Genomic DNA, 26,022 nt, shown 5'->3' with positions numbered 1-26,022 from the left:
CGCGACCTCAACCTTGGCAAGGTTGCGCTCTACCAACTGAGCTATTCCCGCATACAACTTGGTTTGCTTCTCTTGTCTGCCACCGAAGTGGCGTCGAGAGAGTGCGAATTATAAGGGTTTCTCAGACCCTGTCAACACTTCACACATCAATTTTTTTACCGGAAAACTCGCGTGCAGCCATGCGCAGATAGTAAACCATTGACCACAAAGTCAAAATCACGGCGATTACCATGAAAATATTTCCCAGCAGCAAGGTGCTGACACCCGGCAAAAGCGGGCCAGCGTACAGCAAAAGCAAGATGGCCAGCATCTGCGCAGCCGTTTTCAGCTTGCCGATATAGGCCACGGCTACGCTGCCACGACTGCCCATGCCGGCCATCCACTCGCGCAAGGCGGAGATGGTGATTTCCCGGCCGATGATGATCATGGCCATCCAGCCTGGCGTGCGGCCCATTTCAACCAGCAGGATGAGCGCAGCGGCCACAATCAGCTTGTCGGCCACCGGGTCGAGAAAAGCACCGAATGCCGATGTCTGCCCCAGCTTGCGTGCCAGAAAGCCATCCAGCCAGTCGGTCCAGGCGGCGAGAAAGAAGATGAGCGCGCCGACGTTGTTACGGTCGGTCGCCATCAGCATGGAATCTGGCAGGAAAAAGACGGCTACACACAGTGGTATCAGCGCAACGCGCAGCCAGGTTAGGAAGATCGGCAAATTGAAGGGCATGTAGTTAATCTGCTTATGGTTTTCGTTTAATGCAAAGCCTGGTAGATCTTTTCCGCGAGGGTTTGACTGATGCCATCTACCTGGGACAAATCGTCAATACTGGCTGCCACTACACCACGCAAACCACCAAAGCGCAGCAACAATTGCTGACGTCGCTTGGCGCCAACGCCCGGAATCTCTTCCAGCGTGGATGCCGTGCGCGCCTTGGCGCGTCGTGCGCGGTGTCCGGTAATGGCAAAGCGGTGTGCTTCGTCCCGGATGGTCTGGATCAGGTGCAATGCCGGGTGGTCACTGCGCAATTGTAGCGTCTTTTGCTGATAAGGGAGGATGAGCGTTTCCAGCCCGGGCTTGCGTTCTTCGCCCTTGGCCACGCCGATGATGGGCAAGGTAAGGCCCAGTTCGGCAAAAACCTCCATTGCCACACCCACCTGGCCCTTGCCGCCATCAATCAGTACGGCATCAGGCAAAGTCCCCTCCCCTGCCGCCAAACGGCTGTAGCGGCGGGTAAGCGCCTCGCGCATGGCTGCATAGTCGTCACCTGGTTTGGCCGTTTCGATATTGAAGCGGCGGTACTGGCCCGGCTGCATGGCTTCCTTGTCATACACCACACAAGAGGCCACCGTGGCTTCACCCATGGTATGGCTGATATCGAAACATTCCAGCCGCTGCACACCTTCCAGGCCCAGGGCTTCGTTGAGTTGTGCCAGGCGATGCTGCTGCGTTGCCTTGCTGCTCAGACGCTGGCTAATGGCTAGCGCGGCGTTCTTTTCCGCCATTTCCAGCCAGACGCGCCGTTCGCTGATGGGGTTGCTGACCAGATGAACCCGTCGCTCCGACTGTTGCTCCAGCAGTTCACGTAATGCAGCTGATACATCCTGATTGACAATGATGACCGGCGGCATGGGCGCACCCAGATAATGCTGGGCGAGAAATGCGTCCAGATGGCTAGCGGCATCGTCGTCAACTGTCCCCTGGGGAAAGAAGCTCTTGTCTCCCAGATGGCGACCGCCACGTATCATCACCAGATTGATGCACACCAGCCCGCCATCGGCGACGGCGGCCACCACATCACAATCCTGCTGGCTGGCATTACTGGAAACAAACTGCTTTTCCTGTACCCGGCTCAGGGCCTGGATCTGGTCGCGCAGTTCGGCCGCCAGCTCGAACTCCAGCGCCAGCGCAGCTTGTTCCATGCGCTGGGTCAGCGTGTCGATCAGCTCATTCTGCCTGCCTTGCAAAAAGGCTACGGCGCTTTGCACATCGCTGCGGTATTCCTCTGCCGAGATATGTTCGACACAAGGGCCGGAGCAGCGTTTGATCTGGTATAGCAGGCAGGGACGCGAGCGGTTGGCAAACACTGCGTCTTCACAGGTACGCAGGCGGAATACCTTTTGCAGGATCTGGATGCTTTCGCGTACAGCGTAGCTATTGGGATAAGGGCCAAAGAACTGATGCGGTTTCTTGGGTTCGCCCCGGTAATACGCCAGTTGCGGGAAGGCGTGACCGGACAGCATCAGATAGGGGTAGGACTTGTCATCCCGGAACAGGATGTTGTACTTGGGCGCCAGCGCCTTGATCAAATTGTTTTCCAGAATCAGCGCTTCGGCTTCCGAGCGGGTCACCGTGGTTTCGATATTGGCAATCTGCCTAACCATCAGCTGGATGCGCGGGGAGTGGTCGGTCTTCTGGAAATAAGAGCTGACCCGCTTTTTGAGGTCGATGGCCTTGCCCACATAAAGCACATTGCCCGACGTATCGAACATGCGATAAACGCCGGGCAAATTGGGAAGGTTGGCCAGTACCGATTGGGGATCGAAACTGTTTGTTGTCATGAGTTCACTGATTGCACCAGTTTTGCACATCCTGCTGGGCTTGCTGCAACAGCGCACTGCGCTGGCTGTCGGTGGCCAGCGCATTGCTGCCCGGCATCTTGATCCGGCCATTTTGCTGAATCGCCGCCTGGTTTTCCCGCGCTCGCTTGCAGTTTTCCTGTGCGACCTTCTTGTTTTGTTCTTTCACCTTGGCATTGTCGGCCGCGATTTCTGCGTTTTTCTTGTCAGCTTCGCTTTGCGGGGCCGACTTGACCGCCTTGGCCGGGGATGAAGCAGGACCGTAAGCGCGCACATTGACCTGTTTGGCCTTGGACCCTGGCGGCGGCTGATCGGAGAAGACAGTCTTGCCGTTGGCATCGACATACTGATACACCTCCGCCATGACCGGGGCGGACAGCACACATGCAACAAGCACACTCAGAATCGCAGGGGATTTCATTGTTTGGTGTCCTAAGCTGAAACATGCTGATTGTACGGTGTAGGCAGGCTGATCGCAAAAGCAAGCATCAGCATTTTTTGCAACACATCAACAGTCTCGGTATAATGCCGCTTTGCCGCAAAGGAAACGCCAGATGCGTATCATCGAGAAAGCCTATACTTTCGACGACGTTCTCCTCGTCCCGGCCCATTCTGAAGTTCTGCCGCGCGACGTAGTCCTCTCTACCAAACTCACCCGCAATATCACGCTGAACCTGCCTTTGGTTTCTGCCGCAATGGATACGGTTACCGAATCCTCGCTGGCCATTGCCATGGCACAGGAAGGCGGCATTGGCATCATTCACAAGAATATGTCGGCCGACAAGCAAGCTGCGGAAGTGTCCAAGGTAAAACGCCACGAAAGCGGCGTGGTCAAAGATCCGATCACCATTGCCCCGGACATGCTGGTGCGCGATCTGGTCCTGCTGACCCGCCAACACAAGATTTCCGGCCTGCCGGTGATCGAAAACGGCAAGGTTGTTGGCATTGTCACCAACCGTGACCTGCGTTTCGAAACCCGTCTGGAGCAAACCGTCGGTTCCATCATGACGCCGCGTGATCGCCTGATCACCGTGAAGGAAGGCGCCAGCATCGACGAAGCCCGCGAACTGATGCACACCCACCGCCTGGAGCGCGTGCTGGTGATCAACGATCAGTGGGAGCTGAAGGGTCTGATTACCGTCAAGGATATCGTCAAGACCAGCGAACACCCGAACGCCAACAAGGATAGCCAAGGCCGTCTGCGTGTAGGCGCGGCCGTGGGTACTGGTGGCGATACCGAACAGCGCGTGGCTGCACTGGTGGCAGCCGGCGTGGATGTGATCGTGGTGGATACCGCCCACGGCCACAGCCAGGGCGTGATCGAACGCGTGCGCTGGGTAAAGCAAACCTACCCGCAAGTCGATGTGATTGGCGGCAATATCGCTACCGCTGCTGCGGCTCGCGCACTGGTGGAAGCCGGTGCCGATGGCGTGAAAGTGGGTATTGGCCCGGGTTCCATCTGCACCACCCGTATCGTGGCCGGTGTGGGCGTACCGCAACTGACCGCCATCCACAATGTTTCCGAAGAACTGAAAGGCACTGGCGTGCCGATGATCGCCGACGGCGGCATCCGCTTCTCCGGCGACATCTCCAAGGCACTGGCTGCCGGTGGCAACTGCGTGATGCTGGGCGGCATGTTTGCCGGTACCGAAGAAGCACCGGGTGAAGTCGAGCTGTATCAGGGCCGTTCCTACAAGTCCTACCGCGGTATGGGCTCGCTGGGTGCGATGAGCCAGGGTTCGGCTGACCGTTACTTCCAGGACAGCTCCAACGCTGCCGACAAGTTCGTACCGGAAGGTATTGAAGGTCGCGTACCGTACAAGGGCCCGATCGCTGCCGTCATCCATCAGCTGATGGGCGGCCTGCGCTCCTCCATGGGTTACCTGGGCTGCGCCAACATCGATGAAATGCATGAAAAAGCCGGCTTTGTGGAAATCACCTCCGCCGGTATGCAGGAATCGCATGTACACGACGTACAAATCACCAAGGAAGCGCCGAACTACCACGTTTCGCGTTAATTCTCGGTCACAGCCGGTCCCCGACCGGCTGACGAACAAAAGCCCGCATTTTACGATGCGGGCTTTTTTGTGGCTGTTACTCAGGCCAAGGGCAGCAACAAGCGGGTACGCCACGCCTCCGGTGCCACATCATGTGGACCGATCAAGGCCTCATCCAGCAAGGGGCGTTGGCCAAATTGCTCGTCACTACCCGGCAACCACTCTTGCAGCAGCCAGTGACAAAGCCGGGGGCGGGGTCAGGCAAGCAGCGGAACGCAATGCCTGCGGCGCCACCATGGCAGGGTCATCCAGGTACTGCCCGAATGCGCGCACGGTTTGCGGGCCTGCTGCATGCTGCTGCATCAGCGTGCGCAAGTCGGCAAAAGCAGCAGCAATGCCGGAATATGGCCCCTGCTGCGGCTTCATCAGCACCGGCAGCGGCTGTTGGTAATGGATGATTTCTACCTGATACATGATGGGCTCCGGTTTAATCTTGCAAGGCCAGTAGCAAACGGCTGCGCAGCTTGGTGGGCGACGTATTGTAAGGGGAGTTCAGATGCTGCCCGAAGCACAGCTTATTGGCTGGACTTCCAGCCGCTGCCTCCCGCATGCAACATATCACCTTTCGAATGTCATGCTGGCCTGCATGCACCATGTCTCTTACGCTTCATGATGAGCCGGCACTGATTTTTCCGTACACTGATGCCCTGCCCATTCCTGCCGACTAGCCTGCCATGCAACCTGTTAAGCCCAGCCGTAGCGAATTCATCACATTGAACCGGCACCACTACCATCTGCGCCACTGGGGCGATCCTGCAGCCCCCTTGCTGGTCATGCTGCATGGCTGGATGGATAGTTCGGCCACTTTCCAGTTTCTGGTGGATGCCCTGCCCGGAAACTGGCATGTGGTGGCACCCGACTGGCGCGGCTTTGGCGACAGCGCCTGGAATACCGGCAGCTATTACTTCCCCGATTACCTGGCCGATCTGGATGCCTTGCTGGAACATCTATCCCCCAATCAGCCCGTACACCTGCTGGGTCACAGCATGGGGGCGATGGTTGCCGGCATTTATGCTGGCGTTAGGCCAGCGCGCATCGCGCGGCTGTCACTGGTGGAAGGCTTTGGCCTGAATGCCACGCGTCCGGCTGAAGCCCCGGGCCGCTATGCCCGCTGGCTGCGCGAACGACAGGAGCCGCCCGTCTTCAATCCCCTGGACAGTCTGGAAAGTGTTGCGGCCAAACTGATTGAACGCAGCCCGAGGCTGGAACAGCCCGCAGCCCTGTGGCTGGCAGCCTCACTGACCCGTTGCAATGAACAGGGCGAGCTGGTTTATCGCGCAGACCCGCGCCATAAAATGGTTAACCCGGTGCTGTACCGGCTGGAAGAAGCCAAGAGTTGCTGGCAGCGCATTACCGCACCAGTGCAATGGGTGATTGGCGGGGCTCACTGGGACCACCCCATGGCCAAAGGGGTGAGAGACACCCTGCCGGAACGTCGCGCCTGCTTTGCCCGCTTGCAGGAAGATGTCATTGCCGATGCTGGCCATATGGTGCAGTGGGAACAGCCGAAGCGCCTGGCGCAGGTCATTCAGTCCTTCCTGCTTTAAGCTGTATCCAGCAACGTTTTCAGACCGGCATCGAACACGCTTGACCAGTGTCAAAATTGGCAAACAAGTGCACAAGATGGGCCTACATTGCATAAGAAGGCTGATAAAATGAACGATAACCCTACACTCTAGTTGCCCAGCATGACGCCCTTGATCAGCACCGACGAACGCGACGAGCTCCTGAAAAACCTGGTTATCCCTCCTCGGCCAGATGTGCTGGACAAGCTGATGGGCTTGCGTCAGGACCCTGATATCACCCTGCAAAAACTGGATGACATCATCAATGAAGACCCGGCGTTGTGCGTGGCCATGCTCAAGGCTGCCAATACGCCCATTCTGGGTCGCGGCCGGCACATCACTTCGGTGCATCAGGCAATCAGCCTGCTGGGTATCAAGAATGTCATCAGCCTGGTAAGCGGCCTGGTATTGCGTACCCGGCTGACGGCGGAAACCCCGCCGGCACTGGAACAGTTCTGGGATGGCACCTTGCAGATTGCCATGATCAGCTCGGCCCTGTGTGACCGCATTGTCCACGTCACCGACGACTGCCGCAGCTTTGCCCTGTTTCACAACTGCGGCATGGCCATCATGCTGATGCGTTTCCCCAGCTACAGCCGCACGCTGCGCCTGGTGGAAATGGCCAGTGATGATCGTGTCGGACTGGTGGAACAGGAACTGCACGGTACCCGTCACGATGTGGTGGGTTATCTGGTGGCCCGCAGCTGGAACATGCCGGAAAACTTTGCCAAAGCCATCCTGATGCAGAATGACGATACGGTGATGGATACCAGCCCGGATGCACCACTGGACCACGATGGCCGCATGATGGTGGCGGTGACCCGCGCAGCACGCCATGTATGGCGCACCCTGACCCCTGGCAAGGAAGATGCCGGCTGGGATGCCCGCAAAGACGAGGTGCTCAATTACCTGGGCATGTCGGATGTGGAATTTGAAGACTGGGTGGATGCCATGCATCAGGAGCTGGCAGTCACGGCATGAATACAGTGCCGCCCCAATAAAAAACCGCGTGTCAGACACGCGGTTTTTTTATTGCTGATGACGAACAATCAGCCCAGGTAGCGGGCTTGCAAATGCGCACGGAAATAGTCCGGATTCAGCGTTTCCCCGCATGCACGGCTTACCAGTTCTGCGGTGGAATAGCGGCTGGCCTGGCTCCAGATGTTCTGCTCCAGCCAGTCAAACACGGCACTCAGCTCACCGGCTGCAATGCGCTGGTCCAGGTCCGGCATACTGCGGCGCATCACGGCAAAGTACTGCGCGGCGTACATCGCACCCAGTGTGTAGCTGGGGAAATAACCGAAACTGCCGTCCGTCCAGTGAATATCCTGCAGGCAGCCTTGACGGTAATTGCCACGGGTGTCCACGCCCAGATAACTTTGCATTTTTTCATCCCACAATGCCGGAATGTCTTCTGGCTCGATATCGCCTTCAATCAGCGCCTTCTCGATTTCATAGCGCAAGATGACATGGGCGGGATAGCACAGCTCGTCGGCATCCACCCGGATGTAACCCGGATGCACCCGGCTGTAGAGCAAGGCCAGGTTTTCCGGTGCAAAGGCCGGCTGCGTGCCCAGATGCTCGCCGATCAACGGTGAAATCAGCGACAGGAAGGCCGGGTTACGGCCCAGTTGCATCTCGAAAGACAGGCTCTGGCTTTCATGGATGCCCATGGAGCGTGCACGCCCTACCGGCAGATGCAGCAAGTCGCGCGGCAAGCCCTGCTCGTAACGGGCATGCCCGGTTTCGTGGATGATGCCCATCAGGCTTTGCATGAAGTCATCTTCCCGGTAACGCGTGGTGATACGCACGTCTTCCGGCACGCCACCGCAGAAGGGATGCACGCTGACATCCAGCCGGCCGGCATCAAAGTCGAAACCCAGCAGACCCATCACAGCCAGGCCCAGTTGACGCTGCTGCTCCACCGGGAAGCTTCCTTGCGGCAGCAGCAGCTTCTCCTGCGCCTGCTTTTCCATGACCTGGGCAATCAGCCCCGGCAGCCAGCTTTTGACCGCAGCAAAGATGCGGTCGATATCGGCGCTTTGCATGCCCGGCTCGTACTTGTTCATCAGGGCATCGTAAGGTGTGCAGCCCTGGGCGGATGCCAGCAATTGTGCTTCCTGACGCGACAGCTTCACCACTTCGCGGAAGTTCTGCAAAAAGCCGGTCCAGTCATTGTTGGCACGCTGTTCACGCCAGGCATGTTCACAACGTGCACCAGCCAGTGCCTGGGCCTCCACCAGTTCGGCCGGCAACAGATTGGCCTGCTGCCACTCCCGGCGCATCTCGCGCAGGCTGGCTTGTTCGAATTCGGTTTTGGCTTCCTGCTCGGCCTGTTGCAGTTCTTGTGCCAGCGCGGGGTCGGTGAGGGTGGCATGCATCAGCACCTCCAGCTCGGCCTGTGCGGCTGCCCGCGCTTCATTGCCCTTGGCGGGCATCATGGTGGCTTGGTCCCAACCGGCGATGGCAGCCAGATGGGCATAACGGTGCAAACGGGTAAACCGGGTCAGCAAGGATGCATAAGCCGAGGATTGCGACATGCAAACTCCAATGAGTGGGCCGTGCAGCACAGCCGCTTGTCAGGCGTGGTCTGCTGCTCCGGCAAGGTTGATGGTATGGCGCTCTTCAGTGCTGGCGGGTGGTATTACCCGGTTGCATCAGGCCTAGCGGTTGGGCAGCCTCTTCGGCAAGGTGAATCCGCTCATGCGCCGGCGGGAATGACAGCCAGTAATAGAAGTACTCCCGCGCCAGCTGGACAAAGGCTTTCTGGTTTTGCGCATCGCTCAGGTGCAGCAGCATGGCATCCACCACCATGCGGAAGCTGTCCGGACGATAAGGTTGGCCCGACAGCAGGAACAACATGGCTTTGAGCAGGTATTCCCGCTCCTGGATGTCCGCTTCGGGCATACCATCTTCAAACAGCTTGCCCAGATAGATTTCCAGCGAGGGCGGGAAGGTATTGAAGCCTTGTTGCTGCATGCGTTCGAGCAGGGATGCCAGCGAATCGGCCATCTCCAGCCGTACATTGCGCGTGGTGAAGCCGGAGCGGGAGGTGATTTCCACCAGCTTTTTGACATCACCAAGCCAGAAATAATAATACTCGCGGGCACAGGTCAGGGCGGTCACCCGGTCTGCCACTTCGGAGTCGTTGACGAAACGCTCCACCACCCGGCGAAAGGATTGGGCGTCCCGCGACACGCCAACCAGCAGCGGCAGCAAGCGGTCCAGCAACTGGCGGCGCTCTTGCAATACCTGCTCGCTGGCCCCCTGGCGCAGGATCAGGCGCAAATAGGCATCCAGTGCCTGTTGCAGGGCTTCCCTGTCCATGGCTGGAAGTGCTGAGGCGTTCTCGGTCATTGGCATGTACTCGCAAGGTCGGCCTGTGCCGCTGCAGTCTTTCGGCGCGCATGTGCGCCGTAAAGACCTGTTTCATTGTGGAACAGGATAAGGGCTTCGGCCAGATGATTTCTCCGCCGGCCTTAGCCCGGTCCTTCAAGGCTGGGCAAACGTCATGTTGATACGGATGTCGGCGCCAACCATGCGCACATCCTGAATCTTCACCTGCTGTTTGTCGGCCAGATCTTCCAGCGCAGGCCAGGCAAACAAGCCCTGTGCCGTACTGCCCACCAGCGCCGGGGCCAGGAACAGGATGGCTTCGTCCACCAGCCCGGCACGCACCAGTGCACCATTCAGCCCGGCACCTGCTTCAATCATGAGTTCATTGACACCACGTTCGGCCAGTCGTTGCATCAGCATGGGCAGATTGGCGTGACCGGCATCTTCGGGCAGCACCATCAGTTCGGCACCGCGCTGCAAATACGGCTGGTGCCGCAGCGGGTCGGCAATGCTGGTCACCAGCAAGGTATTGCCACCGTGGAAAATGCGCCGGTCCGGCGGAGTGACCAGCCGGCTATCCAGCACTACCCGCAGCGGCTGCTGCGACAGAATGAAATCGCGCACGGTCAATTGCGGATTATCCACCAGCACCGTACCGCTGCCGGTCAGGATGGCGCAGCTGCGCGCACGCAGCTTTTGCACATCATGACGGGCGGCAGGGCCGGTAATCCATTGGCTTTTTCCGTTGAGCAATGCCGTTTTGCCATCCAGTGTGGCAGCAGCCTTGAGCGTCACCCACGGACGTTGCCGCTCCACCCGCGACAGAAACCCACGATGAACGCGCCGAGCCTCGGCTTCCAGCAGCCCTGCGGTGGCATCAATGCCGGCAGCACGCAGCATGGCCAGTCCGCGACCGGCAACCTCATGGTAAGGATCCACCATGGCGGCCACCACGCGTACCAGCCCCTCCCGAATCAGCCGTTCGGCACAAGGTGGCGTCCGGCCATGATGACTGCATGGCTCCAGCGTGACATAGGCAGTTGCACCCCGCGGTGAATCACCACGCGCCAGACAGTCCTTGATGGCCTGGATTTCGGCATGATCGCCACCTACTTGCAAGGTGGCACCTTCACCAATTACCTGGCCATCGCGCACCAGTACACAACCTACTCCGGGATTAGGTGCAGCTCGGCGGGTGGCGGACTCGGCCAGGCGTAGCGCCTGTTGCATGAATACATGGTCTTGCGGGGAAAACAACGACATCAACAAGCCTTCCAGCGGAATGAGAATGGCCACGTCTGACTGGCAGGCAGCGGCCGATGGCGTAAGCAAGCAAGCTGACCGGCAATGTAGCGGTCAGGCTGATAGTCAGTGATTGGACTTCTGGATTTCCTTGATGGCGTCGGAGAATTCGGAAATATCCTGAAAACTACGATAGACCGAGGCAAAACGCACATAGGCCACCTTGTCCAGCTTGGCCAGCTCGTTCATCACCATTTCACCGATCTGCCGGCTGGACACTTCGCGCTCACCCAGCTGTAGCAGACGATGGCAGATACGGTCGATGGCATCATCCACCAAGGCGGTGGGAACCGGGCGTTTGTGCAGCGCACGCAAGAAGCTGGTGCGCACTTTCTCGATATCGAATTCGGAGCGATGGCCACCAGACTTGACCACCTGCGGCATGCGCACATCAGCAGTCTCGAATGTCGTGAAGCGCTTTTCGCAAGCCAGGCAACGACGACGACGACGGATGCTGGCTCCGTCTTCACTGACGCGGGAGTCGATGACCTGCGTATCGGCATTGCCACAGAAAGGACATTTCATGACGTGTCAATCCAGTGTGTTTGATATGGTCTGATGGTATCAGCAAAGGCCACACAGGTTAATGCCTGCAATCGTAAAGCAGCGCCTATTTGCTGCAGACAAGAAAAAAGGCAGCTCGTGGGCTGCCTTGTTGATGCATGCTGGCGCTTACTTGGCGTAAACCGGGAAGCGATGGCACAGCGCGGTAGCCTGTTCGGCCACACGTGCAATGGCTGCATCGTCGTTCGGGTTGTCCAGTACGTCGGCCACCAGATTGGCTACCATCACGGCTTCGGCTTCCTTGAAACCGCGGGTGGTGATGGCCGGGGAACCGATACGGATGCCGGAAGTCACGAACGGGCTTTCCGGGTCATTCGGAATAGCGTTCTTGTTGACGGTGATGTGACCACGGCCCAGCAGCGCATCGGCAGCCTTGCCGGTCAGGCCCTTGGGACGCAGGTCCACCAGGAAGACGTGGCTTTCGGTACGGCCAGAGATGATGCGCAGGCCACGCTCGGCCAGGGTACGGGCCATGGCGTCGGCGTTTTTCAGCACTTGTTCCTGATATACCTTGAATTCCGGCTGCAGCGCTTCCTTGAAAGCGATGGCCTTACCGGCAATCACGTGCATCAGCGGGCCGCCCTGCAGGGTCGGGAACACATTGCTGTTGATGCTCTTTTCGAACTCGGCCTTGGCCAGGATGATGCCGCCACGCGGACCACGCAGGGTCTTGTGGGTGGTGGAAGTCACGAAGTCGGCATGCGGCACCGGGTTCGGATATACACCAGCGGCGATCAGACCGGCGTAGTGCGCCATGTCGACCATGAAGTAAGCACCGCACTTCTTGGCGATCTGGCCCATGCGTTCGAAGTCGAAGCGCAGCGCGTAAGCGGATGCACCACCGATGATCAGCTTGGGCTTGGTTTCCATCGCTACGCGTTCCATGTCGTCGTAGTCGATTTCTTCCTTTTCGTTCAGACCGTAGGCCACGATGTTGAACATCTTGCCGGACAGGTTGGCCGGGGAACCGTGAGTCAGGTGACCACCGTGGCCCAGGTTCATGCCCATTACGGTGTCGCCCGGCTTCAGGATGGAGAAGTACACGGCCTGGTTGGCCTGGCTGCCGGAGTGCGGCTGCACGTTGGCATATTCGGCACCGAACAGTTGCTTCACGCGGTCGATCGCCAGTTGCTCGATCACGTCCACGTGTTCACAGCCACCGTAGAAACGCTTGGCCGGGTAGCCTTCAGCGTACTTGTTGGTCAGCTGGGAGCCCTGGGCTTCCATCACTGCGGGGCTGGTATAGTTTTCGGAAGCGATCAGTTCAATATGATCTTCCTGGCGTTGGCACTCGGCCTTGATAGCGGCGGCCAGTTCCGGGTCGAACTTGGCAATCGTCTGGTCAGCTGCAAACATCTTTGACTCTTCCATCAAAGGGTTAACGATGAGGCCATTCTACACGAATCGCCCGGTGGAAAATTTTCACATAAAGCTATTTTGGCAGTATCCGCAAACGCGCTACGCCATGGTTGTCCTTTATTGCCCGCTCAGCTGCGGCAGGTCGTCAGCGGTAAAGAACAGCGGTATTCCGTCACGGTTTTCCGGGTAAACCTCGGCCAGCACATGCACATCGCGAACCCGGCATTCAGCCATCAGTTCGCGGAAATTCGATTCAATCAGTGCCACATTGTCCATGGCAGCCAGCGGCCAGACAAAAGCCTCCCAGTTACGCTCGTCGCCTTCTGCCGACAGGGTGATGTGCAACTCACCGTTGTCATGGGAGGACAGAATGGCCACCGGGTCTTTCGACAGCTCGCGCAGGCGGCGGATCTGACTGCTGGCAAACACCTGCAAGGCCACCTCGAAGCGGGCGAAATTGCCAGCCACCAGGGCCTGCATCACCGGCAAGGGCGGACGGGCAATCGGGAACAGCGTCACTCCATCGGTGTGCAATTGTTCGCCCAGGAATTTCATCAGCGGCATGCCCCAGGCACCGACGGCACCACCCAGCTTTACCGGGACCGCATCGCCTTCCGGCTGGATGGCGACACCCAGCAGGTAGCGCAGGAACACGCCCTCTTCTTTCAGGGTAATGGCGGCACCGTTCAGTGCTTCGCCAACACCATCAGCCGCACTGGTCAGGTCACGGGTCAGGCGGTACAGCCTGGCCGCATCCATCGCCACTACCGTGTCCGGATGCAGCAATTGACCAAACACGCGGACATCGCCATCCGAGCTGATGACACCGTGTTGGCGCAGCAACGCGTTCAAACCGTCTTCATCCGCAATGGCGGCAGGCAGCGTTGCCTGGTTCTTGCTACCGGCCACCAGCACCAGCGGCAAGGCAAACACATGTGCACAGCGCCCGTCCGGCTGCTCGACTGCGGCCCGCAATGCATCCCAGACAATCTTATAAGTGTCCTGTGACGGCACCATCGCCAAAGCGACCGAAATGGAGAGCAATTCGCCACGTTGCAGCATTTGCGCCATGGCATCGCGGATGGCAACAAACCACATCTCACGATCCGCTTCTGTCGTTGCGTTCTGCACCGACAACGCGTTGTGGATCAGCATATTGGTCAGCGATACCTGCGGGTGGTATTGGCGCGGGTCCGGGAGAGTGAGAAGCGGCTGCGACATCTTGTCATCCTGCTGAAATCGGGAAAGGCGATATTGTCGCACAGTCAGCCGCTGACGGCTCACCAAGCAAGCGCTTGACTTTCAATTTAAAACATAAGAATGTGCTAATTTGCGACAAAAATGGATGTTTTTTCGTTTTCCGAAAATTCAGATGTTGACACTCGCACACGGCATCTGGATAATCCGTACTCGTTGAGATGCAGCAATTGCTTCTTGATAGTTTCTCCTCTATTTCTCCTTTGTAGACTTGGCGCGGGCCTCACGGCACCGCGCATTTTTTTGCCTACTCGCACCAAACCCCCTTCAAGCAATGCTGTAACATAATGTTATTAAAGATTTTTTACGAAACAGCATAAGAAATCCGCCCTGCCACAAGAACAGCCCAAGCTGCAACATCCCCCACAACAGCCCTCCGGAACGCCGTCAGCACGCTATCGCTGGACAGCCCGATTCATGCCAATGGGAAATGTTCGAATGTGATTAATTGCAGCGCAATTAACACTTATATATTGTATACAAGTTCAAATTGTGACAAAAAAGAAAAACCGAACATGCGGAAATGTTCGGTCTTGCAGGAAGAGCAAGAAGACGTAGCGCCAGAACACGCTACCAATCAGGGAATCCGGTGCGCTTGCGTGACCGGAAATGATGTGACTTGGCGCCGAATTTTAAGTTCACCGCCCAAGAAAAATCTTATCCTGGATCAAACAGGGTTGTGGCAAATACCCGACAGTTTTACTTGGTCTTCACCACTCATGACAAGGCAGGCCGTGACAGACCCAGCCAGGCCTGCACGGATGGCCGTTGCCATTGCAAGGCAGCGTAATCCGCCAGTCGCTGCGGCATGGGGTCGCCATTCAGGCGCAAACGGTTGAGCATCAGTGCCAGATCGACATCGACAATGCTCCACTCTCCAAACAGGCAGTCCGAACCCGGCGGCAGGATCTGCTCGGCCACGCGTAGCAATTTGTGCGCCGCGCGCTGCGCAGCGTCCGACAAGGGGCGTGCGATTGGCCGGTAGAACACCACCAGCGTGTCACGCTCCTCACGCAGAGGCAGCAGATCGCTGCGCAGCCAGGCCTGGATTTGCCGCGCCCGCGCCCGGTCCTGTGCTGACTGGGGATAGAGCGCAGGGTCGGGAAACAACTCTTCCAGATATTCGGTAATGGCCGAGGACTCGCTCAGCACGAAATCGCCATGCTGCAAGGCAGGCACACGTGCAGTCAGCGAACTGAGCGCATAAGCCGGTGCATGATTGGCCCCGCTGTTCAGATCCAGTGTCGACAGGGTGAAGGGCAACTGCTTCTCCTGCAACGCCACATACACCGACATGGCATAGGGACTGCAATACTGGGCGTCGACGGTCAGGTGCAGTTTGGTCGTACAGGTCATCAGTGACTCACTTTCTACGGTTCAATCAGTCAGGGTTGCCCTTGATTACGCAGGCAGGGACAAGCAAAAAAAACGGCAGCCGCAGCTGCCGTTGTTACCGATTCAGCGGGCAGCCCGCTTATTTTTCCACCTGGGTCACATCACGCACCGCACCGGTATCGGCGCTGGTGGTCATGGCCGCGTAGGCACGCAGGGCGGCGCTGACCGGGCGCTGGCGATCCACCGGTTTCCAGGCGTCACGGCCGCGTGCTTCCATGGCGGCGCGTCGGGCAGCCAGTGCCTCGTCGCTGATGGCCAGACGAATACCGCGGTTGGGGATGTCGATCTCGATGGTGTCACCCTCTTCCACCAGACCAATTGCACCGCCTTCGGCTGCTTCTGGCGATACGTGGCCGATGGACAGGCCGGAAGTACCACCGGAGAAACGGCCATCGGTCAGCAGCGCGCAAGCCTTGCCCAAGCCCTTGGACTTGAGATAGCTGGTGGGGTAAAGCATTTCCTGCATGCCGGGGCCGCCCTTGGGGCCTTCGTAGCGGATGACCACCACGTCGCCAGCCACAATCTTGTCGTCCAGGATGGCAGCAACAGCGTCGTCCTGACTTTCAAAGATACGGGCGCGGCCGGTGAACTTGAGGATGGAATCATCCACACCAGCGGTTTTCACGATGCAGCCACGCTCGGCGATATTGCCGTACAGCACGGCCAGGCCACCATCCTGCGAGTAGGCATTGGCCTTGTCGCGGATGCAGCCACCGGCACGGTCGTCATCCACATTCGGATAGCGCATGGATTGCGAGAAAGCGATGGTGGTGGGCACGCCGCCCGGTGCAGCGCGGTAGAATCGGCGGGCTTCGCTGTCTTCACCATGGCGCATGATGTCCCAGGCTTCCAGACCCTCGGCCAGCGTCTTGCTGTGGATGGTCGGCACATCGCGGTGGATCAGGCCGGCACGGTCCAGTTCGGACAGGATGGCCACCACGCCACCAGCGCGGTGCACGTCTTCCATATGATATTTCTGCGTGGCCGGGGCCACCTTGGACAGGCAGGGAACCGAACGCGAGATGCGGTCGATGTCGGCCATCTTGAAGTCGACACCAGCTTCGCTGGCAGCAGCCAGCAGGTGCAGCACGGTATTGGTGGAGCCGCCCATGGCCACGTCCAGGCTCATGGCGTTTTCAAAAGCCTGCTTGGTGCCGATGGCACGCGGCAGCACGCTGGCGTCGTCCTGTTCGTAATAACGCTTGGTAATGTCAACGATCAGGCGACCGGCACGCAGGAACAGTTCCTTGCGGTCGGCATGGGTAGCCACCAGACTGCCGTTGCCCGGCAGCGACAGGCCCAGTGCCTCGGTCAGACAGTTCATCGAATTGGCGGTGAACATGCCGGAGCAAGAGCCGCAAGTCGGACAGGCCGAACGCTCAACGCGCTCCACGTCTTCATTGGAAATGGCGCTGTTGGCGGCTTCCACCATGGCGTCCACCAGGTCGAGCTTGCGGATGTCGTTGCCCCATTGCACCTTGCCCGCTTCCATCGGGCCACCGGAAACAAAAATCACCGGAATGTTCAGGCGCATCGCGGCCATCAGCATGCCGGGAGTAATCTTGTCGCAGTTGGAGATGCACACCAGTGCGTCGGCACAGTGGGCATTCACCATGTATTCCACGCTGTCGGCAATCAGGTCGCGGCTGGGCAGGCTGTACAGCATGCCGCCGTGGCCCATGGCGATGCCGTCGTCGATGGCGATGGTGTTGAATTCCTTGGCCACACCGCCGGCGCGTTCGATTTCACGTGCAACCAGCTGCCCCATATTGTGCAGGTGGACATGGCCGGGCACGAACTGGGTAAAGCTGTTGGCAATGGCGATGATGGGCTTGCCAAAATCCTCGTCTTTCATGCCGGTAGCACGCCACAGGGCACGGGCACCCGCCATGTTGCGACCGGCGGTGGAGGTTTTGGAACGGTATTGGGGCATGTCTTGTTTCCTTGATGATCAGATGCTTGCAGAGCGCATTGCCACTGACCGCGCCTGTGTTGCAGGCAGGTCTGCCCTCTCCGGGGTGCCGCGGGATCGGGCTGGCCGCAATCTGTCATGGTAATGACAGGACGCGGCGGAACGCATTCCGTATAATTTCGTCCATATTCTTTTACCGCAAACGCACCCACCTGACAAATGATCGTTCATCCGCAGTTCGACCCCGTTGCCATTCACCTGGGCCCGCTGGCCATTCACTGGTATGGCCTGATGTACCTGCTGGGCTTTGGCCTGTTCCTGCTTCTGGGCAATGTCCGTATCCGCCAGGGCCATGCTTTCCTTACTTCCAAGCTGCTGGACGACTTGCTGATGTATGGCGTGCTTGGCGTGGTGATTGGCGGACGCCTGGGGGAAGTGCTGTTTTACGAGCCCGGCTACTACTTCAGCCATCCGGCGGAAATCTTCATGGTATGGAAGGGTGGCATGTCCTTCCATGGCGGTTTCCTGGGTGTGCTGGTAGGCATGGCCTTGTTTGCCCGCAAGCAGCAGCGTAGCTTCTGGGAGCTGACCGACTTCATCGCCCCGCTGGTGCCGCTTGGTCTGGCCGCCGGGCGTATCGGCAACTTCATCAATGGCGAGCTGTGGGGCCGGGTAGCCAGTCCCGATCTGCCATGGGCCATGCTGTTCCCCCAGGCGCGGGCCAATGATCTGGTCGAAGGTCAGACTTCGTCCGACCTGCTGAACATGCTGATGCAGTACGGGGCACTGCCGCGTCACCCTTCCCAGCTGTATGAATTTTTGCTGGAAGGCATCGCCCTGTTTGCCGTGCTGTGGATTTACAGCAGCAAGCCGCGCGCGCGCGGGCAGGTGTCGGCGGTATTCCTGATCGGTTATGGTCTGGCGCGCTTCATCAGCGAGTTTTTCCGCAATCCGGATGCCGGCATCTTCGGCCACTCCTACATCATCAGCATGGGTCAGTGGCTGAGCCTGCCGATGATTGTCATTGGCGTGGTGTTGCTGGTCTTGTTCGGCAAACGCCAGCAGCGCTAGGCTATACTTGGCTCTGGCAGCCTTTTGCCTGCCACTGCGGTTTATCAATAAAGCCAGTCATGAAGCCAATCATCGACTGGCTTTTATTTGTCCTGCGGCCTTTTGCCCGCACAGATAAGGAATACCAGGCATGAAAACCCTCAAGCTCTCGCTGGCCACCGCCTTGCTGGCCATCTCTGCACTGGCCTCGGCCGAAGAGGCGGTACTGAAAGTCTCCGCCATTCCGGATGAAGCCCCGACCGAGTTGCAGCGCAAGTTTGCCCCGCTAGGCCAGTATCTGGAAAAGCAGCTGGGAATGAAGGTGCAGTTTGTGCCGGTGACCGACTATGCCGCCGTGGTGACCGCGCTCAATAGCGACAAGATCGACATGGCCTGGCTGGGCGGCTTTACCTTTGTGCAGGCCAGCCTGCATGGCAAGGTGGTGCCGCTGGTACAGCGTGAGGAGGACAGCAGGTTTACCTCCAAATTCATCGTCAATGCCGCCGTGGGCGCCAAGTCGCTGAAAGACCTGAAAGGCAAGAGCTTTGCCTTCGGCTCGGCCTCTTCCACCTCCGGCCACCTGATGCCGCGCTACTTCCTGCAAAAGGAAGGCATCAAACCGGAAACCTTCTTCAAGAATGTGGCTTATTCCGGCGCGCATGACGCCACCGTGGCCTGGGTGGCTTCCGGCAAGGTGGACGCCGGTGCGCTCAATGCCTCGGTATGGGACAAGCTGGTGGAAAGCGGCAAAGTGGACAGCAGCAAGGTGAAACTGCTGGCCACCAGCCCGGCCTTCTACGACTACAACTGGACAGTGCGCGGCAATCTGGACAAGAAACTGCAAGAACGCATCAGCGCCGCCTTCCTCAAGCTGGACCCGAAAAATCCGCAGGACAAGGCCATTCTGGACTTGCAACGCGCCAGCCGTTTCATTCCCACCAAGGCGGATAACTACAAGGGCATCGAGTCCGCAGCTGAAGCGGCAGGCCTGCTCAAGTGAGCCTGCTGTTTGACAACGCCAGCCTGGAACTGGCTGGCAGCAACATTCTGCGTGACATCCGGCTGGAGCTGGCCAGCGGCGAACAGGCGGCCTTGATCGGCCCTTCCGGGGCGGGCAAAACCTCGCTGTTGCTGCTGGCAGCCACCCGCTACCGCCCAAGCAGCGGCAGCATGACAGTGCTGGGCGACAACCCCTGGCATTTGTCGGCACGCTGGCTGCGCCGTTTGCGCAGCCGCATCGGCATGGTTTACCAGTCGCCGCCGCTCCCCGCCCGGCAAAGGGTGATCCACGCGGTGGCAGCCGGACGGCTGGGGCAATCCGGCGCACTGACCGGGCTGCGCCGCCTGTTGTGGCCTGATGATGGCGCCGCCATTCAGGATTGCCTGCAACAGGTCGATCTGGCCGACAAACTGTGGCAACGCTGCGACCAGCTTTCCGGCGGCCAGCGCCAGCGGGTCGGCATTGCCCGCGTGTTGTATCAACAACCCCGGCTGCTGCTGGCTGACGAACCGGTTTCGGCACTGGACCCCAGGCTGGCCGAAGACACCATCCGCCTGCTGCAAAGCTCCGCCTCCGCCAGTGGGGCAAGCCTGCTGGTGAGCCTGCATTCGGTAGAGCTGGCACTGGCCTATTTCCCGCGCATCATCGGTGTGCGTGATGGCCAGATCATGTTCGACCTACCACGCGAGCAGGTACATCCCGGCGTGGTCAGCGCTCTGTATGCCGGAGAAAGAATGCGTGAACAGGTGGCTGACAGCCCGGCAGAAACCCTCCCCCCCGGACTACGATGCTGAAACCCCACCCGCGCGACCCGGCACGCTGGCCGCGGCTGTTCACCCTGCTGCTGTGCCTGGCCTTGCTGGCACCCAGCTTCAGCCTGACCCAGTTCAATCCGGCCACGCTGGCCAACCCGGATAGCTGGCACACCATGGCCGGTTTTGTTGCCGGTTTCTTTCCGCTATCCACCCAGGGCAGTTTTCTGCTGGATGTGGCACGCGAAACCATCACCACGCTGGCCAGTGCCACGGCCGGTATTGCCTTGGCAATGCTGCTGGGCGCACCGCTGGCGTTTGTCACCACACGGGCACTGGAGCGCCATGTGCTGGCGGCTGAAACAGCTTCTGCCAGCATGCTGCTGTTCAAATCCGCAGTGCGCGGTGTCATGGTCATCCTGCGCGGTATTCCGGAAATCGTCTGGGCACTGCTGTTTGTCCGGGCTGCGGGCTTGGGCAGCCTGCCGGCGGTGCTGGCCATCGGCCTGGCCTACGGCGGCATGCTGGGCAAGGTGTATGCCGAGATTCTGGAATCCCAGCCGCGCGAGCTGGCCACTGCCCTGCACTTGCAAGGCGCAAGCCGCTGGCAATGCCTGCTGTACGGCTTGTGGCCGCAAGCCCTGCCCGAGCTGGTGAGCTATAGCGTCTACCGCTGGGAATGCGCGATACGCGCCTCGGCGGTAATGGGTTTTGTCGGTGCCGGCGGGGTGGGCCAGTTGCTGGACACCAGCCTGAAAATGCTCAATGGCGGCGAGGTCAGCACCCTGTTACTGGTGTTCCTGCTGCTGGTGGGCCTGAGCGAAGGCATCAGCCTGTGCTCACGTCATGCGCTGGAACGTGCGCGTGGTGGGCTTTACCTGCTGGGCGGCGGCGTGCTGGCCGTAGTGGCCAGCGTGCTGTGGCTGCTGCCGGGCTGGCGCGACAGTGGCTTCGATCTTTCCGCCATCCCGCGTTTCATCCATGACTTTTTCCCGCCGGATAGCGACATGCTGGCCGAGCTGGTACACGGCACGCTGGAAACACTGGCCATGTCGGCACTGGGCACGGTGCTGGCTTTTGTCGTCGCAGCGGTGCTGGCGATGCCGGCCGCCGGGCGCTTTGGCAGTCTGCTCAAACTGGCCAGCCGCCTGTTGCTTAACCTGCTGCGCGGGGTGCCGGATTTGCTGTGGGCGTCGATAGCCGTACTGGCTGTCGGGCTGGGCCCAGCCGCCGGGGTGCTGGCACTGGCCTTGCACACCGCTGGCGTGCTGGGGCGGCTGTTTGCCGAGACGCTGGAAAATGCGGATCACACGCCAGAACTCGCCCTGCGCCAGTCGGGTGTCAGCCAAGTACTGGCCTTTGCCTACGGCCTGCTACCGACAGTATTCAGCCAATGGGTGGCCTATACCCTGTACCGCTGGGAAAACAATATCCGCATCGCCACGGTGCTGGGCATCGTCGGTGCCGGCGGACTGGGGCAGCAGCTTTATCTGGCCTTGTCGCTGTTCCAACAGCACAAGGCAGCCAGCCTGATCATTGCCATGCTGCTGTTGTCCTGGCTGGTGGAGCAGCTAAGCCGGGCCTGGCGACAGCATATGGCGTGAACAACTGGCCGCTACCTGCCCCACTCTAATTATTCCAAATTATGATAAAAAATTCGTTTTTAATCGTTTTACCTTCTTAACAGTCCAGCCTAGCATGGAGGCCATTCACAGCAGCACCTACCGGTACTGACTGTCATTGTCATCTCACTCCACAAGAGGCTTAGCCATGAAAACCCCTTCCCTGCTACTGGCGCTCACCCTGCTGGGCACTGCCGGCCATGCCCTGGCCGACCGTCTGGACGATATCAAGAAAGCTGGCGTACTGCGCGTGGCCGCCTTCGACAGCAACCCGCCGTTTGGTTTTCTGGATGCCAAAACCCACCAGATCAGCGGGCTGGATGTTGAAGTGGCCCAGGCCATTGCCAGCAAACTGAAAGTAAAACTGGAACTGGTGCCCACCAATCCGGCCAACCGCATTCCGCTGTTGGTGGCTGGCAAGGCCGACCTGGTTGCCGCCAACTTCACCGTGACCGAAGAACGCAAGAAGCAGGTGGACTTCAGCCTGCCCTACTTTGCTTCCGGTCAGCAGTTCATTGCCCGCAAAGGCAGCCTGAGCAAGCCGGAACAGCTGGCAGGCCTGCGTGTGGGCGTGGACAAGGGCACCACCCAGGAAATCTACCTGCGTGAGAAATACAGCAAGACCACCGTGGTGGCCTACGATGACACCCCGCTGGCCTTCACTGCACTGCGCAATGGCAATGTGCAGGCCATTTCGCAAGATGGCTCCAAGCTGGCCGCCCTGCTGGCCAATGCCCCGGACAAGGCCAAGTACGAGCTGGCTCCGTTCACCCTCACCCGCGAATACCAGGCCATCGGCCTGCCCAAGGGCGAGGCGCGCCTGACCAAGGTGGTAAACGAAACGCTGCTGGAACTGGAGAAATCCGGCCAGGCCCGCAAGATTTACGACCGCTGGTTCGGCCCCAGCACCAAGGCCCCGCTGCCGCGTGATTTCAAGATCGGCGACGCCGTCTGATTCTTGATGGCTACCTCAACCGGCCTGCGCCTCATCCGCACAGGCCGGTTTTCTGCATTGTCAAACTCCACTTGTTGAAAGAAGAAGCCGATGACACCGCCTTCCTGGCTGGGACAGGGCTGGCTGGCGCCGCATTATCTGGGCTGGCTGCTGCATGGCGCAGCCATGACTGCCGCACTGGCACTGTGTGTCAGCCTGGCGGCCACCTTGCTGGGCATCTTGCTGTGCGCAGCACAGGATAGCCCGCTGCGGGCGCTGCACTGGCCGGCCCGACTGTTTTGCAGCCTGCATCGCAATACGCCGCTGCTGGTACAGGTGTTGCTATGGTATTTCGGTGCCGGTGGCTTGCTGCCGGATGCTGCCATGCAATGGCTGAACACCCCGCATCAATGGACATTGCCGCTGGGCTTCAGCCTGGGCTGGCCGTCCTTTGAATGGCTGGCCGCCTGGCTGGCACTAACGTTGTATTCGGCCAGCTTCATCAGTGCCGAACTGGCCGCCGGGCTGAATACCGTGGCACGCGGGCAAAAGCTGGCGGCACGGGCGCTGGGCATGAATGAATGGCAGATTTTCCGTTTCATCGTGCTGCCGCAAGCCTTGCGGGTCATCCGCCAGCCGCTGCTGGGGCAGTACACGGCCGTGATCAAGAATACTTCGCTGACCATGGCCATTGGCGTGGCCGAACTGTCCTATACCTCGCGCCAGGTGGAAAGCGAAACCCTGCTGGCCTTTCAGGGCTTTGCCGTCGCCACCCTGCTATACCTGCTGCTGGTGATCGGCACCCAGCTGGCAGGCAGCCGCCAAGCCAACGGAGCACCTGACGCATGATGCTGACCCTGTTGCAAGACAATCTGGACTATCTGCTGTGGGGCAATCTGGCACAGGGGCAGCCGGGCGGGCTGCTGCTTACCGTCGGCATCAGCCTGGCCGCTGGCGTGCTGGCCACCCTGGGCGGGCTGGCCGGCGGCATTGCCCTCACCATGGGCAGTCCGCGCCTCAAGCGCAGCCTGACCCTGCTGGTGCAGGTGCTGCGTGCCATCCCGGTGCTGATGCTGATTTTCTGGTGTTACTTCCTGCTGCCCATTCTGTTCGGCATCGACATCCCCGGTGTGCTGACGGTGATTGCCGCGCTGGCGCTGATCAACGCAGCTTATCTGAGCCAGTCGGTTCAGGCAGGCATCGCAGCTATCGGCAAGGGCCAGTGGATGGCTGGCGCGGCCCTGGGCATGACGCGCTGGCAAACGCTGCGCTACGTCATCCTGCCTCCGGCCCTGCGCCACATGCTGCCGTCCTTCATCAACCAGTGGATCACCCTGCTCAAGGACAGCTCGCTGGCTTATGTGGTGGGTGTGGCGGAGTTCACTTTTGTCGCCACCCAGATCAACAATCGCGAGCAGGTTTACCCCTTGCAGGTATTCGGCATTGTAGCCATTGCCTATCTGCTGCTGTGTTCCGGCCTGGAATGGAGTGGGCGACGACTGGCGGGCAATAGCCGCTGATTTGCAAGGATTTACCCTCAGCCTGCACCCGCCCGACAGTGATCCACCTACAATCCTGCATCAACATCCGCCCCCGACAATGCAGGTAGCGGATAGCACGGCAAGCGCAACCCGGAGCATGACAGCGGCGCAATGTCATGGCATCAGCTACACTGCTAAGGGCTTCATGCAGCGCTTCACGCAAGGGGATGCACATGCACGTCAAGGTTCTGGGTTCATCATCCGGCAACGATCAGGCAGCGCGTACCACCTGTTTCAAGGTGGACGATAACTGCCTGCTCGATTGCGGCAGCGGCATCAGCGAGCTGGATACCGCCGCCATGTTGCAGATTGATACCGTGCTGCTAACGCACAGTCATCTGGATCATTGCTGCGGTCTGCCCTTGCTGGCCGACGCACATATCACCCACGGTGGCCGCGGAGTGGATGTCTATACCCAGCAGGAAACCATCAGCGCGCTGAAGCAGCAGATGTTCAACAGCACAGACTGGCCGGACTACACCCGGGCGGCACCGGGCAATGTGCCCTGGCTGCGACTGCACCCGCTGGAAGTGGGCGATGCCGTCACCTTGCCCGACGGCATTGCCACCGCCCTGCCTGCCGAGCACAGCGTACCGGCACTGGGCTGGCTGCTGGAAGGCCCATGGCGTGCGCTGGCCTTCACCGGAGACTCCGGGCCTTGTCTCGCCTTCTGGCACTGGATCAGCCATGTACCGTCGCTGACCGACGTGATTTGCGAACTGAGTTTTCTGAACGAGAAATCCGCCAATGCCCTGGCGGCAGGCCATATGTCCCCGGCCCTGCTGGTTCCGATGCTGGAAATCCTGCCGCCCAATGTCCATGTCTGGCTGACCCATACCGACCATGCGCAGCGTGCGCAGCTGCTGGAACAGGTGCGCAAGGAGCTGCCTTCGCTATTGCACCTGCATCCGCTGGATCAGAGCATCAGCATCGAACTGTAGCGCCATGCCGTGTCATTCGCCACGGCCATAAATGCGGTTCAGTGGTGCCATGGTGCGCGCCACGCTGCCATTGCGCCGGGCTTGTTCAAAGCCCTCGCGCACCTGCTGCACCAGCGCGTCGCTGGTATCGCGGCTGAATACCATGTAGAGCGCGGACTCCAGCTCGCTCAGCACATAAACCGGCTCCATGGCATTGCAATCCAGCCCGTGCGGCGCGCATTTGGCCAGGCCAAGTGGAATCAGGTCGATGCGGCCGGCTTGCAGCATGGGTAGCAGCAGCTCACTGGAGTTCACCACCACCAAGGGCTGGCTGCCAGCTTCCCCAAAGCCCTTGCGCCGCAGGTATTCCTCGCGGAAATCCATGTTCACCACACCGATACGGTAACGCCGGGCATCATCCAGACTGTGCACCACCACATCGCGACGCCCTTTCTTGCGGAACAGGGCAATGCGGTTGGCAACCAGCGGGCCGATCCAATGGAACTTGTCTTCCCGCTCTGCCGTTCTGGCCACCGGATACATCAGCGTGCCGGGCTTGGCCAGTGTGGTGGTATAGATGCGAGCCCAGGGCTGGATATCCATCTGGTAGGGCAGATGCGCAGCCTCCAGCGCATTGCGTACCACTGCCGTGCAGTAGCCCTGTATCGTGCCCCCTTGCCGATAGGAAAACGGCAAGTTTTCCTCTGCCAGCACTGACAGAGGCGCACCTTGTGCTGCATGACCAGCCAGCGCCAGCAGGCAGAAGACCGTCAGCTTACGGATCCAGATACCCATCATCGTTTCATGTCACGGCTTTGCGCCGTTGCTGTGTCTATGAATGATGCCGGCCCCGGGACCGGCATCTGTAATGACAGGAGTATAAGT

General features: G+C 59.5%; 24 protein-coding genes. 11 read left to right on the top strand and 13 right to left on the bottom strand.

Going from position 1 to position 26,022, the window contains the following annotated elements; all coding sequences use genetic code 11:
• Positions 1–139 precede the first annotated feature (139 nt).
• Genes pgsA through ACE3SE_RS09170 form a run of 3 tightly spaced genes read right to left on the bottom strand, consistent with a single transcriptional unit; the run spans position 140 to position 2,992 of the window.
• Entirely contained in the window at positions 140–721 is a 582-nt protein-coding gene (gene pgsA / locus ACE3SE_RS09180) for a CDP-diacylglycerol--glycerol-3-phosphate 3-phosphatidyltransferase (protein ID WP_045845694.1), read from the bottom strand.
• A 26-nt stretch (positions 722–747) separates the two neighbouring features.
• Complete coding sequence (gene uvrC, locus ACE3SE_RS09175) at positions 748–2,553, bottom strand: excinuclease ABC subunit UvrC (protein ID WP_374554783.1); 1,806 nt, start codon at positions 2,551–2,553, stop codon at positions 748–750.
• Between the two features lie 4 nt (positions 2,554–2,557).
• The gene (locus ACE3SE_RS09170; protein ID WP_045845692.1) at positions 2,558–2,992 is read right to left on the bottom strand and encodes a DUF4124 domain-containing protein; all 435 of its coding nucleotides are present in this window, start codon (positions 2,990–2,992) and stop codon (positions 2,558–2,560) included.
• A gap of 133 nt (positions 2,993–3,125) precedes the next feature.
• On the opposite strand from ACE3SE_RS09170, the gene guaB reads away from it, so the two are divergent.
• Entirely contained in the window at positions 3,126–4,589 is a 1,464-nt protein-coding gene (guaB, locus tag ACE3SE_RS09165) for an IMP dehydrogenase (protein WP_045845691.1), read from the top strand.
• Between the two features lie 186 nt (positions 4,590–4,775).
• Here the strand turns inward: guaB and ACE3SE_RS09160 are convergent, their stop codons facing one another.
• Complete coding sequence (locus tag ACE3SE_RS09160; protein WP_374554781.1) at positions 4,776–5,042, bottom strand: hypothetical protein; 267 nt, start codon at positions 5,040–5,042, stop codon at positions 4,776–4,778.
• Between the two features lie 260 nt (positions 5,043–5,302).
• Here ACE3SE_RS09160 and ACE3SE_RS09155 point away from each other — a divergent pair, with 260 nt between their 5' ends.
• Positions 5,303–6,175: an alpha/beta fold hydrolase gene (locus ACE3SE_RS09155; RefSeq protein WP_374554780.1), complete on the top strand. Its 873-nt coding sequence runs from the start codon at positions 5,303–5,305 to the stop codon at positions 6,173–6,175.
• Positions 6,176–6,316: 141 nt separating this feature from the next.
• Entirely contained in the window at positions 6,317–7,174 is an 858-nt protein-coding gene (locus ACE3SE_RS09150) for an HDOD domain-containing protein (RefSeq protein WP_131355321.1), read from the top strand.
• 68 nt (positions 7,175–7,242) lie between these two features.
• Here ACE3SE_RS09150 and ACE3SE_RS09145 read toward each other — a convergent pair whose 3' ends face one another.
• The 8 genes from ACE3SE_RS09145 to ilvD form a co-directional block, all read right to left on the bottom strand.
• Complete coding sequence (locus ACE3SE_RS09145) at positions 7,243–8,733, bottom strand: carboxypeptidase M32 (protein WP_374554778.1); 1,491 nt, start codon at positions 8,731–8,733, stop codon at positions 7,243–7,245.
• Between the two features lie 85 nt (positions 8,734–8,818).
• On the bottom strand, positions 8,819–9,520 hold the full coding sequence (locus ACE3SE_RS09140; RefSeq protein WP_193394059.1) for a hypothetical protein: 702 nt from the start codon (positions 9,518–9,520) through the stop codon (positions 8,819–8,821).
• A gap of 165 nt (positions 9,521–9,685) precedes the next feature.
• Positions 9,686–10,792, bottom strand: a complete 1,107-nt coding sequence (gene ribD, locus ACE3SE_RS09135; RefSeq protein ID WP_374554795.1) for a bifunctional diaminohydroxyphosphoribosylaminopyrimidine deaminase/5-amino-6-(5-phosphoribosylamino)uracil reductase RibD — start codon at positions 10,790–10,792, stop codon at positions 9,686–9,688.
• A 105-nt stretch (positions 10,793–10,897) separates the two neighbouring features.
• Positions 10,898–11,356, bottom strand: coding sequence for a transcriptional regulator NrdR (gene nrdR, locus ACE3SE_RS09130; protein WP_045845686.1), 459 nt, complete (start codon positions 11,354–11,356; stop codon positions 10,898–10,900).
• Between the two features lie 147 nt (positions 11,357–11,503).
• The gene (gene glyA, locus ACE3SE_RS09125; protein ID WP_178970845.1) at positions 11,504–12,751 is read right to left on the bottom strand and encodes a serine hydroxymethyltransferase; all 1,248 of its coding nucleotides are present in this window, start codon (positions 12,749–12,751) and stop codon (positions 11,504–11,506) included.
• Positions 12,752–12,871: 120 nt separating this feature from the next.
• Positions 12,872–13,975 (bottom strand): hypothetical protein, encoded by a 1,104-nt coding sequence (locus tag ACE3SE_RS09120; RefSeq protein WP_131355327.1) that lies wholly within the window; start codon positions 13,973–13,975, stop codon positions 12,872–12,874.
• Positions 13,976–14,728: 753 nt separating this feature from the next.
• Positions 14,729–15,367, bottom strand: coding sequence for a glutathione transferase (gene yfcF, locus ACE3SE_RS09115; RefSeq protein WP_374554775.1), 639 nt, complete (start codon positions 15,365–15,367; stop codon positions 14,729–14,731).
• 118 nt (positions 15,368–15,485) lie between these two features.
• Positions 15,486–17,339: a dihydroxy-acid dehydratase gene (gene ilvD, locus ACE3SE_RS09110; RefSeq protein ID WP_062786133.1), complete on the bottom strand. Its 1,854-nt coding sequence runs from the start codon at positions 17,337–17,339 to the stop codon at positions 15,486–15,488.
• A 198-nt stretch (positions 17,340–17,537) separates the two neighbouring features.
• On the opposite strand from ilvD, the gene lgt reads away from it, so the two are divergent.
• From lgt to ACE3SE_RS09070, 8 genes are all read left to right on the top strand, one after another.
• Entirely contained in the window at positions 17,538–18,389 is an 852-nt protein-coding gene (lgt, locus tag ACE3SE_RS09105; RefSeq protein ID WP_131355334.1) for a prolipoprotein diacylglyceryl transferase, read from the top strand.
• A gap of 130 nt (positions 18,390–18,519) precedes the next feature.
• Complete coding sequence (locus ACE3SE_RS09100; protein ID WP_062786139.1) at positions 18,520–19,368, top strand: putative selenate ABC transporter substrate-binding protein; 849 nt, start codon at positions 18,520–18,522, stop codon at positions 19,366–19,368.
• Positions 19,365–20,162, top strand: coding sequence for a phosphonate ABC transporter ATP-binding protein (locus ACE3SE_RS09095; protein WP_374554772.1), 798 nt, complete (start codon positions 19,365–19,367; stop codon positions 20,160–20,162). Before ACE3SE_RS09100 ends, ACE3SE_RS09095 begins: the two co-directional genes overlap by 4 nt.
• Positions 20,156–21,724 (top strand): phosphonate ABC transporter, permease protein PhnE, encoded by a 1,569-nt coding sequence (phnE, locus tag ACE3SE_RS09090; protein ID WP_374554770.1) that lies wholly within the window; start codon positions 20,156–20,158, stop codon positions 21,722–21,724. Before ACE3SE_RS09095 ends, phnE begins: the two co-directional genes overlap by 7 nt.
• A gap of 166 nt (positions 21,725–21,890) precedes the next feature.
• Positions 21,891–22,697, top strand: a complete 807-nt coding sequence (locus ACE3SE_RS09085; RefSeq protein WP_131355340.1) for an ABC transporter substrate-binding protein — start codon at positions 21,891–21,893, stop codon at positions 22,695–22,697.
• 90 nt (positions 22,698–22,787) lie between these two features.
• Positions 22,788–23,525, top strand: coding sequence for an amino acid ABC transporter permease (locus ACE3SE_RS09080; protein ID WP_374554768.1), 738 nt, complete (start codon positions 22,788–22,790; stop codon positions 23,523–23,525).
• Complete coding sequence (locus ACE3SE_RS09075) at positions 23,522–24,196, top strand: amino acid ABC transporter permease (protein ID WP_131355343.1); 675 nt, start codon at positions 23,522–23,524, stop codon at positions 24,194–24,196. The genes ACE3SE_RS09080 and ACE3SE_RS09075 overlap by 4 nt, the downstream gene beginning before the upstream one ends.
• A 194-nt stretch (positions 24,197–24,390) precedes the next feature.
• Positions 24,391–25,158, top strand: a complete 768-nt coding sequence (locus ACE3SE_RS09070) for a 3',5'-cyclic-nucleotide phosphodiesterase (protein WP_374554765.1) — start codon at positions 24,391–24,393, stop codon at positions 25,156–25,158.
• Between the two features lie 12 nt (positions 25,159–25,170).
• On the opposite strand, the gene ACE3SE_RS09065 is transcribed toward ACE3SE_RS09070, so the two are convergent.
• Entirely contained in the window at positions 25,171–25,935 is a 765-nt protein-coding gene (locus ACE3SE_RS09065) for a substrate-binding periplasmic protein (RefSeq protein WP_374554763.1), read from the bottom strand.
• Positions 25,936–26,022 lie beyond the last annotated feature (87 nt).

Origin of the sequence: Aquitalea pelogenes (assembly GCF_041914625.1) — a bacterium.
In the GTDB taxonomy this organism is placed as follows: Bacteria; Pseudomonadota; Gammaproteobacteria; order Burkholderiales; family Chromobacteriaceae; genus Aquitalea; species Aquitalea pelogenes.
The sequence above is the reverse complement of the archived record's forward strand: the minus strand, read 5'-3'. Positions and strand labels throughout refer to the sequence as shown.

Bases quoted from the DNA above. Each gene is read 5' to 3' on its own strand.
- pgsA (WP_045845694.1), bottom strand. From the start codon at position 721: ATGCCCTTCAATTTGCCGATCTTCCTAACCTGGCTGCGCGTTGCGCTG.
- uvrC (WP_374554783.1), bottom strand. From the start codon at position 2,553: ATGACAACAAACAGTTTCGATCCCCAATCGGTACTGGCCAACCTTCCC.
- ACE3SE_RS09170 (WP_045845692.1), bottom strand. From the start codon at position 2,992: ATGAAATCCCCTGCGATTCTGAGTGTGCTTGTTGCATGTGTGCTGTCC.
- guaB (WP_045845691.1), top strand. From the start codon at position 3,126: ATGCGTATCATCGAGAAAGCCTATACTTTCGACGACGTTCTCCTCGTC.
- ACE3SE_RS09160 (WP_374554781.1), bottom strand. From the start codon at position 5,042: ATGTATCAGGTAGAAATCATCCATTACCAACAGCCGCTGCCGGTGCTG.
- ACE3SE_RS09155 (WP_374554780.1), top strand. From the start codon at position 5,303: ATGCAACCTGTTAAGCCCAGCCGTAGCGAATTCATCACATTGAACCGG.
- ACE3SE_RS09150 (WP_131355321.1), top strand. From the start codon at position 6,317: ATGACGCCCTTGATCAGCACCGACGAACGCGACGAGCTCCTGAAAAAC.
- ACE3SE_RS09145 (WP_374554778.1), bottom strand. From the start codon at position 8,733: ATGTCGCAATCCTCGGCTTATGCATCCTTGCTGACCCGGTTTACCCGT.
- ACE3SE_RS09140 (WP_193394059.1), bottom strand. From the start codon at position 9,520: ATGGACAGGGAAGCCCTGCAACAGGCACTGGATGCCTATTTGCGCCTG.
- ribD (WP_374554795.1), bottom strand. From the start codon at position 10,792: ATGTCGTTGTTTTCCCCGCAAGACCATGTATTCATGCAACAGGCGCTA.
- nrdR (WP_045845686.1), bottom strand. From the start codon at position 11,356: ATGAAATGTCCTTTCTGTGGCAATGCCGATACGCAGGTCATCGACTCC.
- glyA (WP_178970845.1), bottom strand. From the start codon at position 12,751: ATGTTTGCAGCTGACCAGACGATTGCCAAGTTCGACCCGGAACTGGCC.
- ACE3SE_RS09120 (WP_131355327.1), bottom strand. From the start codon at position 13,975: ATGTCGCAGCCGCTTCTCACTCTCCCGGACCCGCGCCAATACCACCCG.
- yfcF (WP_374554775.1), bottom strand. From the start codon at position 15,367: ATGACCTGTACGACCAAACTGCACCTGACCGTCGACGCCCAGTATTGC.
- ilvD (WP_062786133.1), bottom strand. From the start codon at position 17,339: ATGCCCCAATACCGTTCCAAAACCTCCACCGCCGGTCGCAACATGGCG.
- lgt (WP_131355334.1), top strand. From the start codon at position 17,538: ATGATCGTTCATCCGCAGTTCGACCCCGTTGCCATTCACCTGGGCCCG.
- ACE3SE_RS09100 (WP_062786139.1), top strand. From the start codon at position 18,520: ATGAAAACCCTCAAGCTCTCGCTGGCCACCGCCTTGCTGGCCATCTCT.
- phnE (WP_374554770.1), top strand. From the start codon at position 20,156: ATGCTGAAACCCCACCCGCGCGACCCGGCACGCTGGCCGCGGCTGTTC.
- ACE3SE_RS09085 (WP_131355340.1), top strand. From the start codon at position 21,891: ATGAAAACCCCTTCCCTGCTACTGGCGCTCACCCTGCTGGGCACTGCC.
- ACE3SE_RS09080 (WP_374554768.1), top strand. From the start codon at position 22,788: ATGACACCGCCTTCCTGGCTGGGACAGGGCTGGCTGGCGCCGCATTAT.
- ACE3SE_RS09075 (WP_131355343.1), top strand. From the start codon at position 23,522: ATGATGCTGACCCTGTTGCAAGACAATCTGGACTATCTGCTGTGGGGC.
- ACE3SE_RS09070 (WP_374554765.1), top strand. From the start codon at position 24,391: ATGCACGTCAAGGTTCTGGGTTCATCATCCGGCAACGATCAGGCAGCG.
- ACE3SE_RS09065 (WP_374554763.1), bottom strand. From the start codon at position 25,935: ATGATGGGTATCTGGATCCGTAAGCTGACGGTCTTCTGCCTGCTGGCG.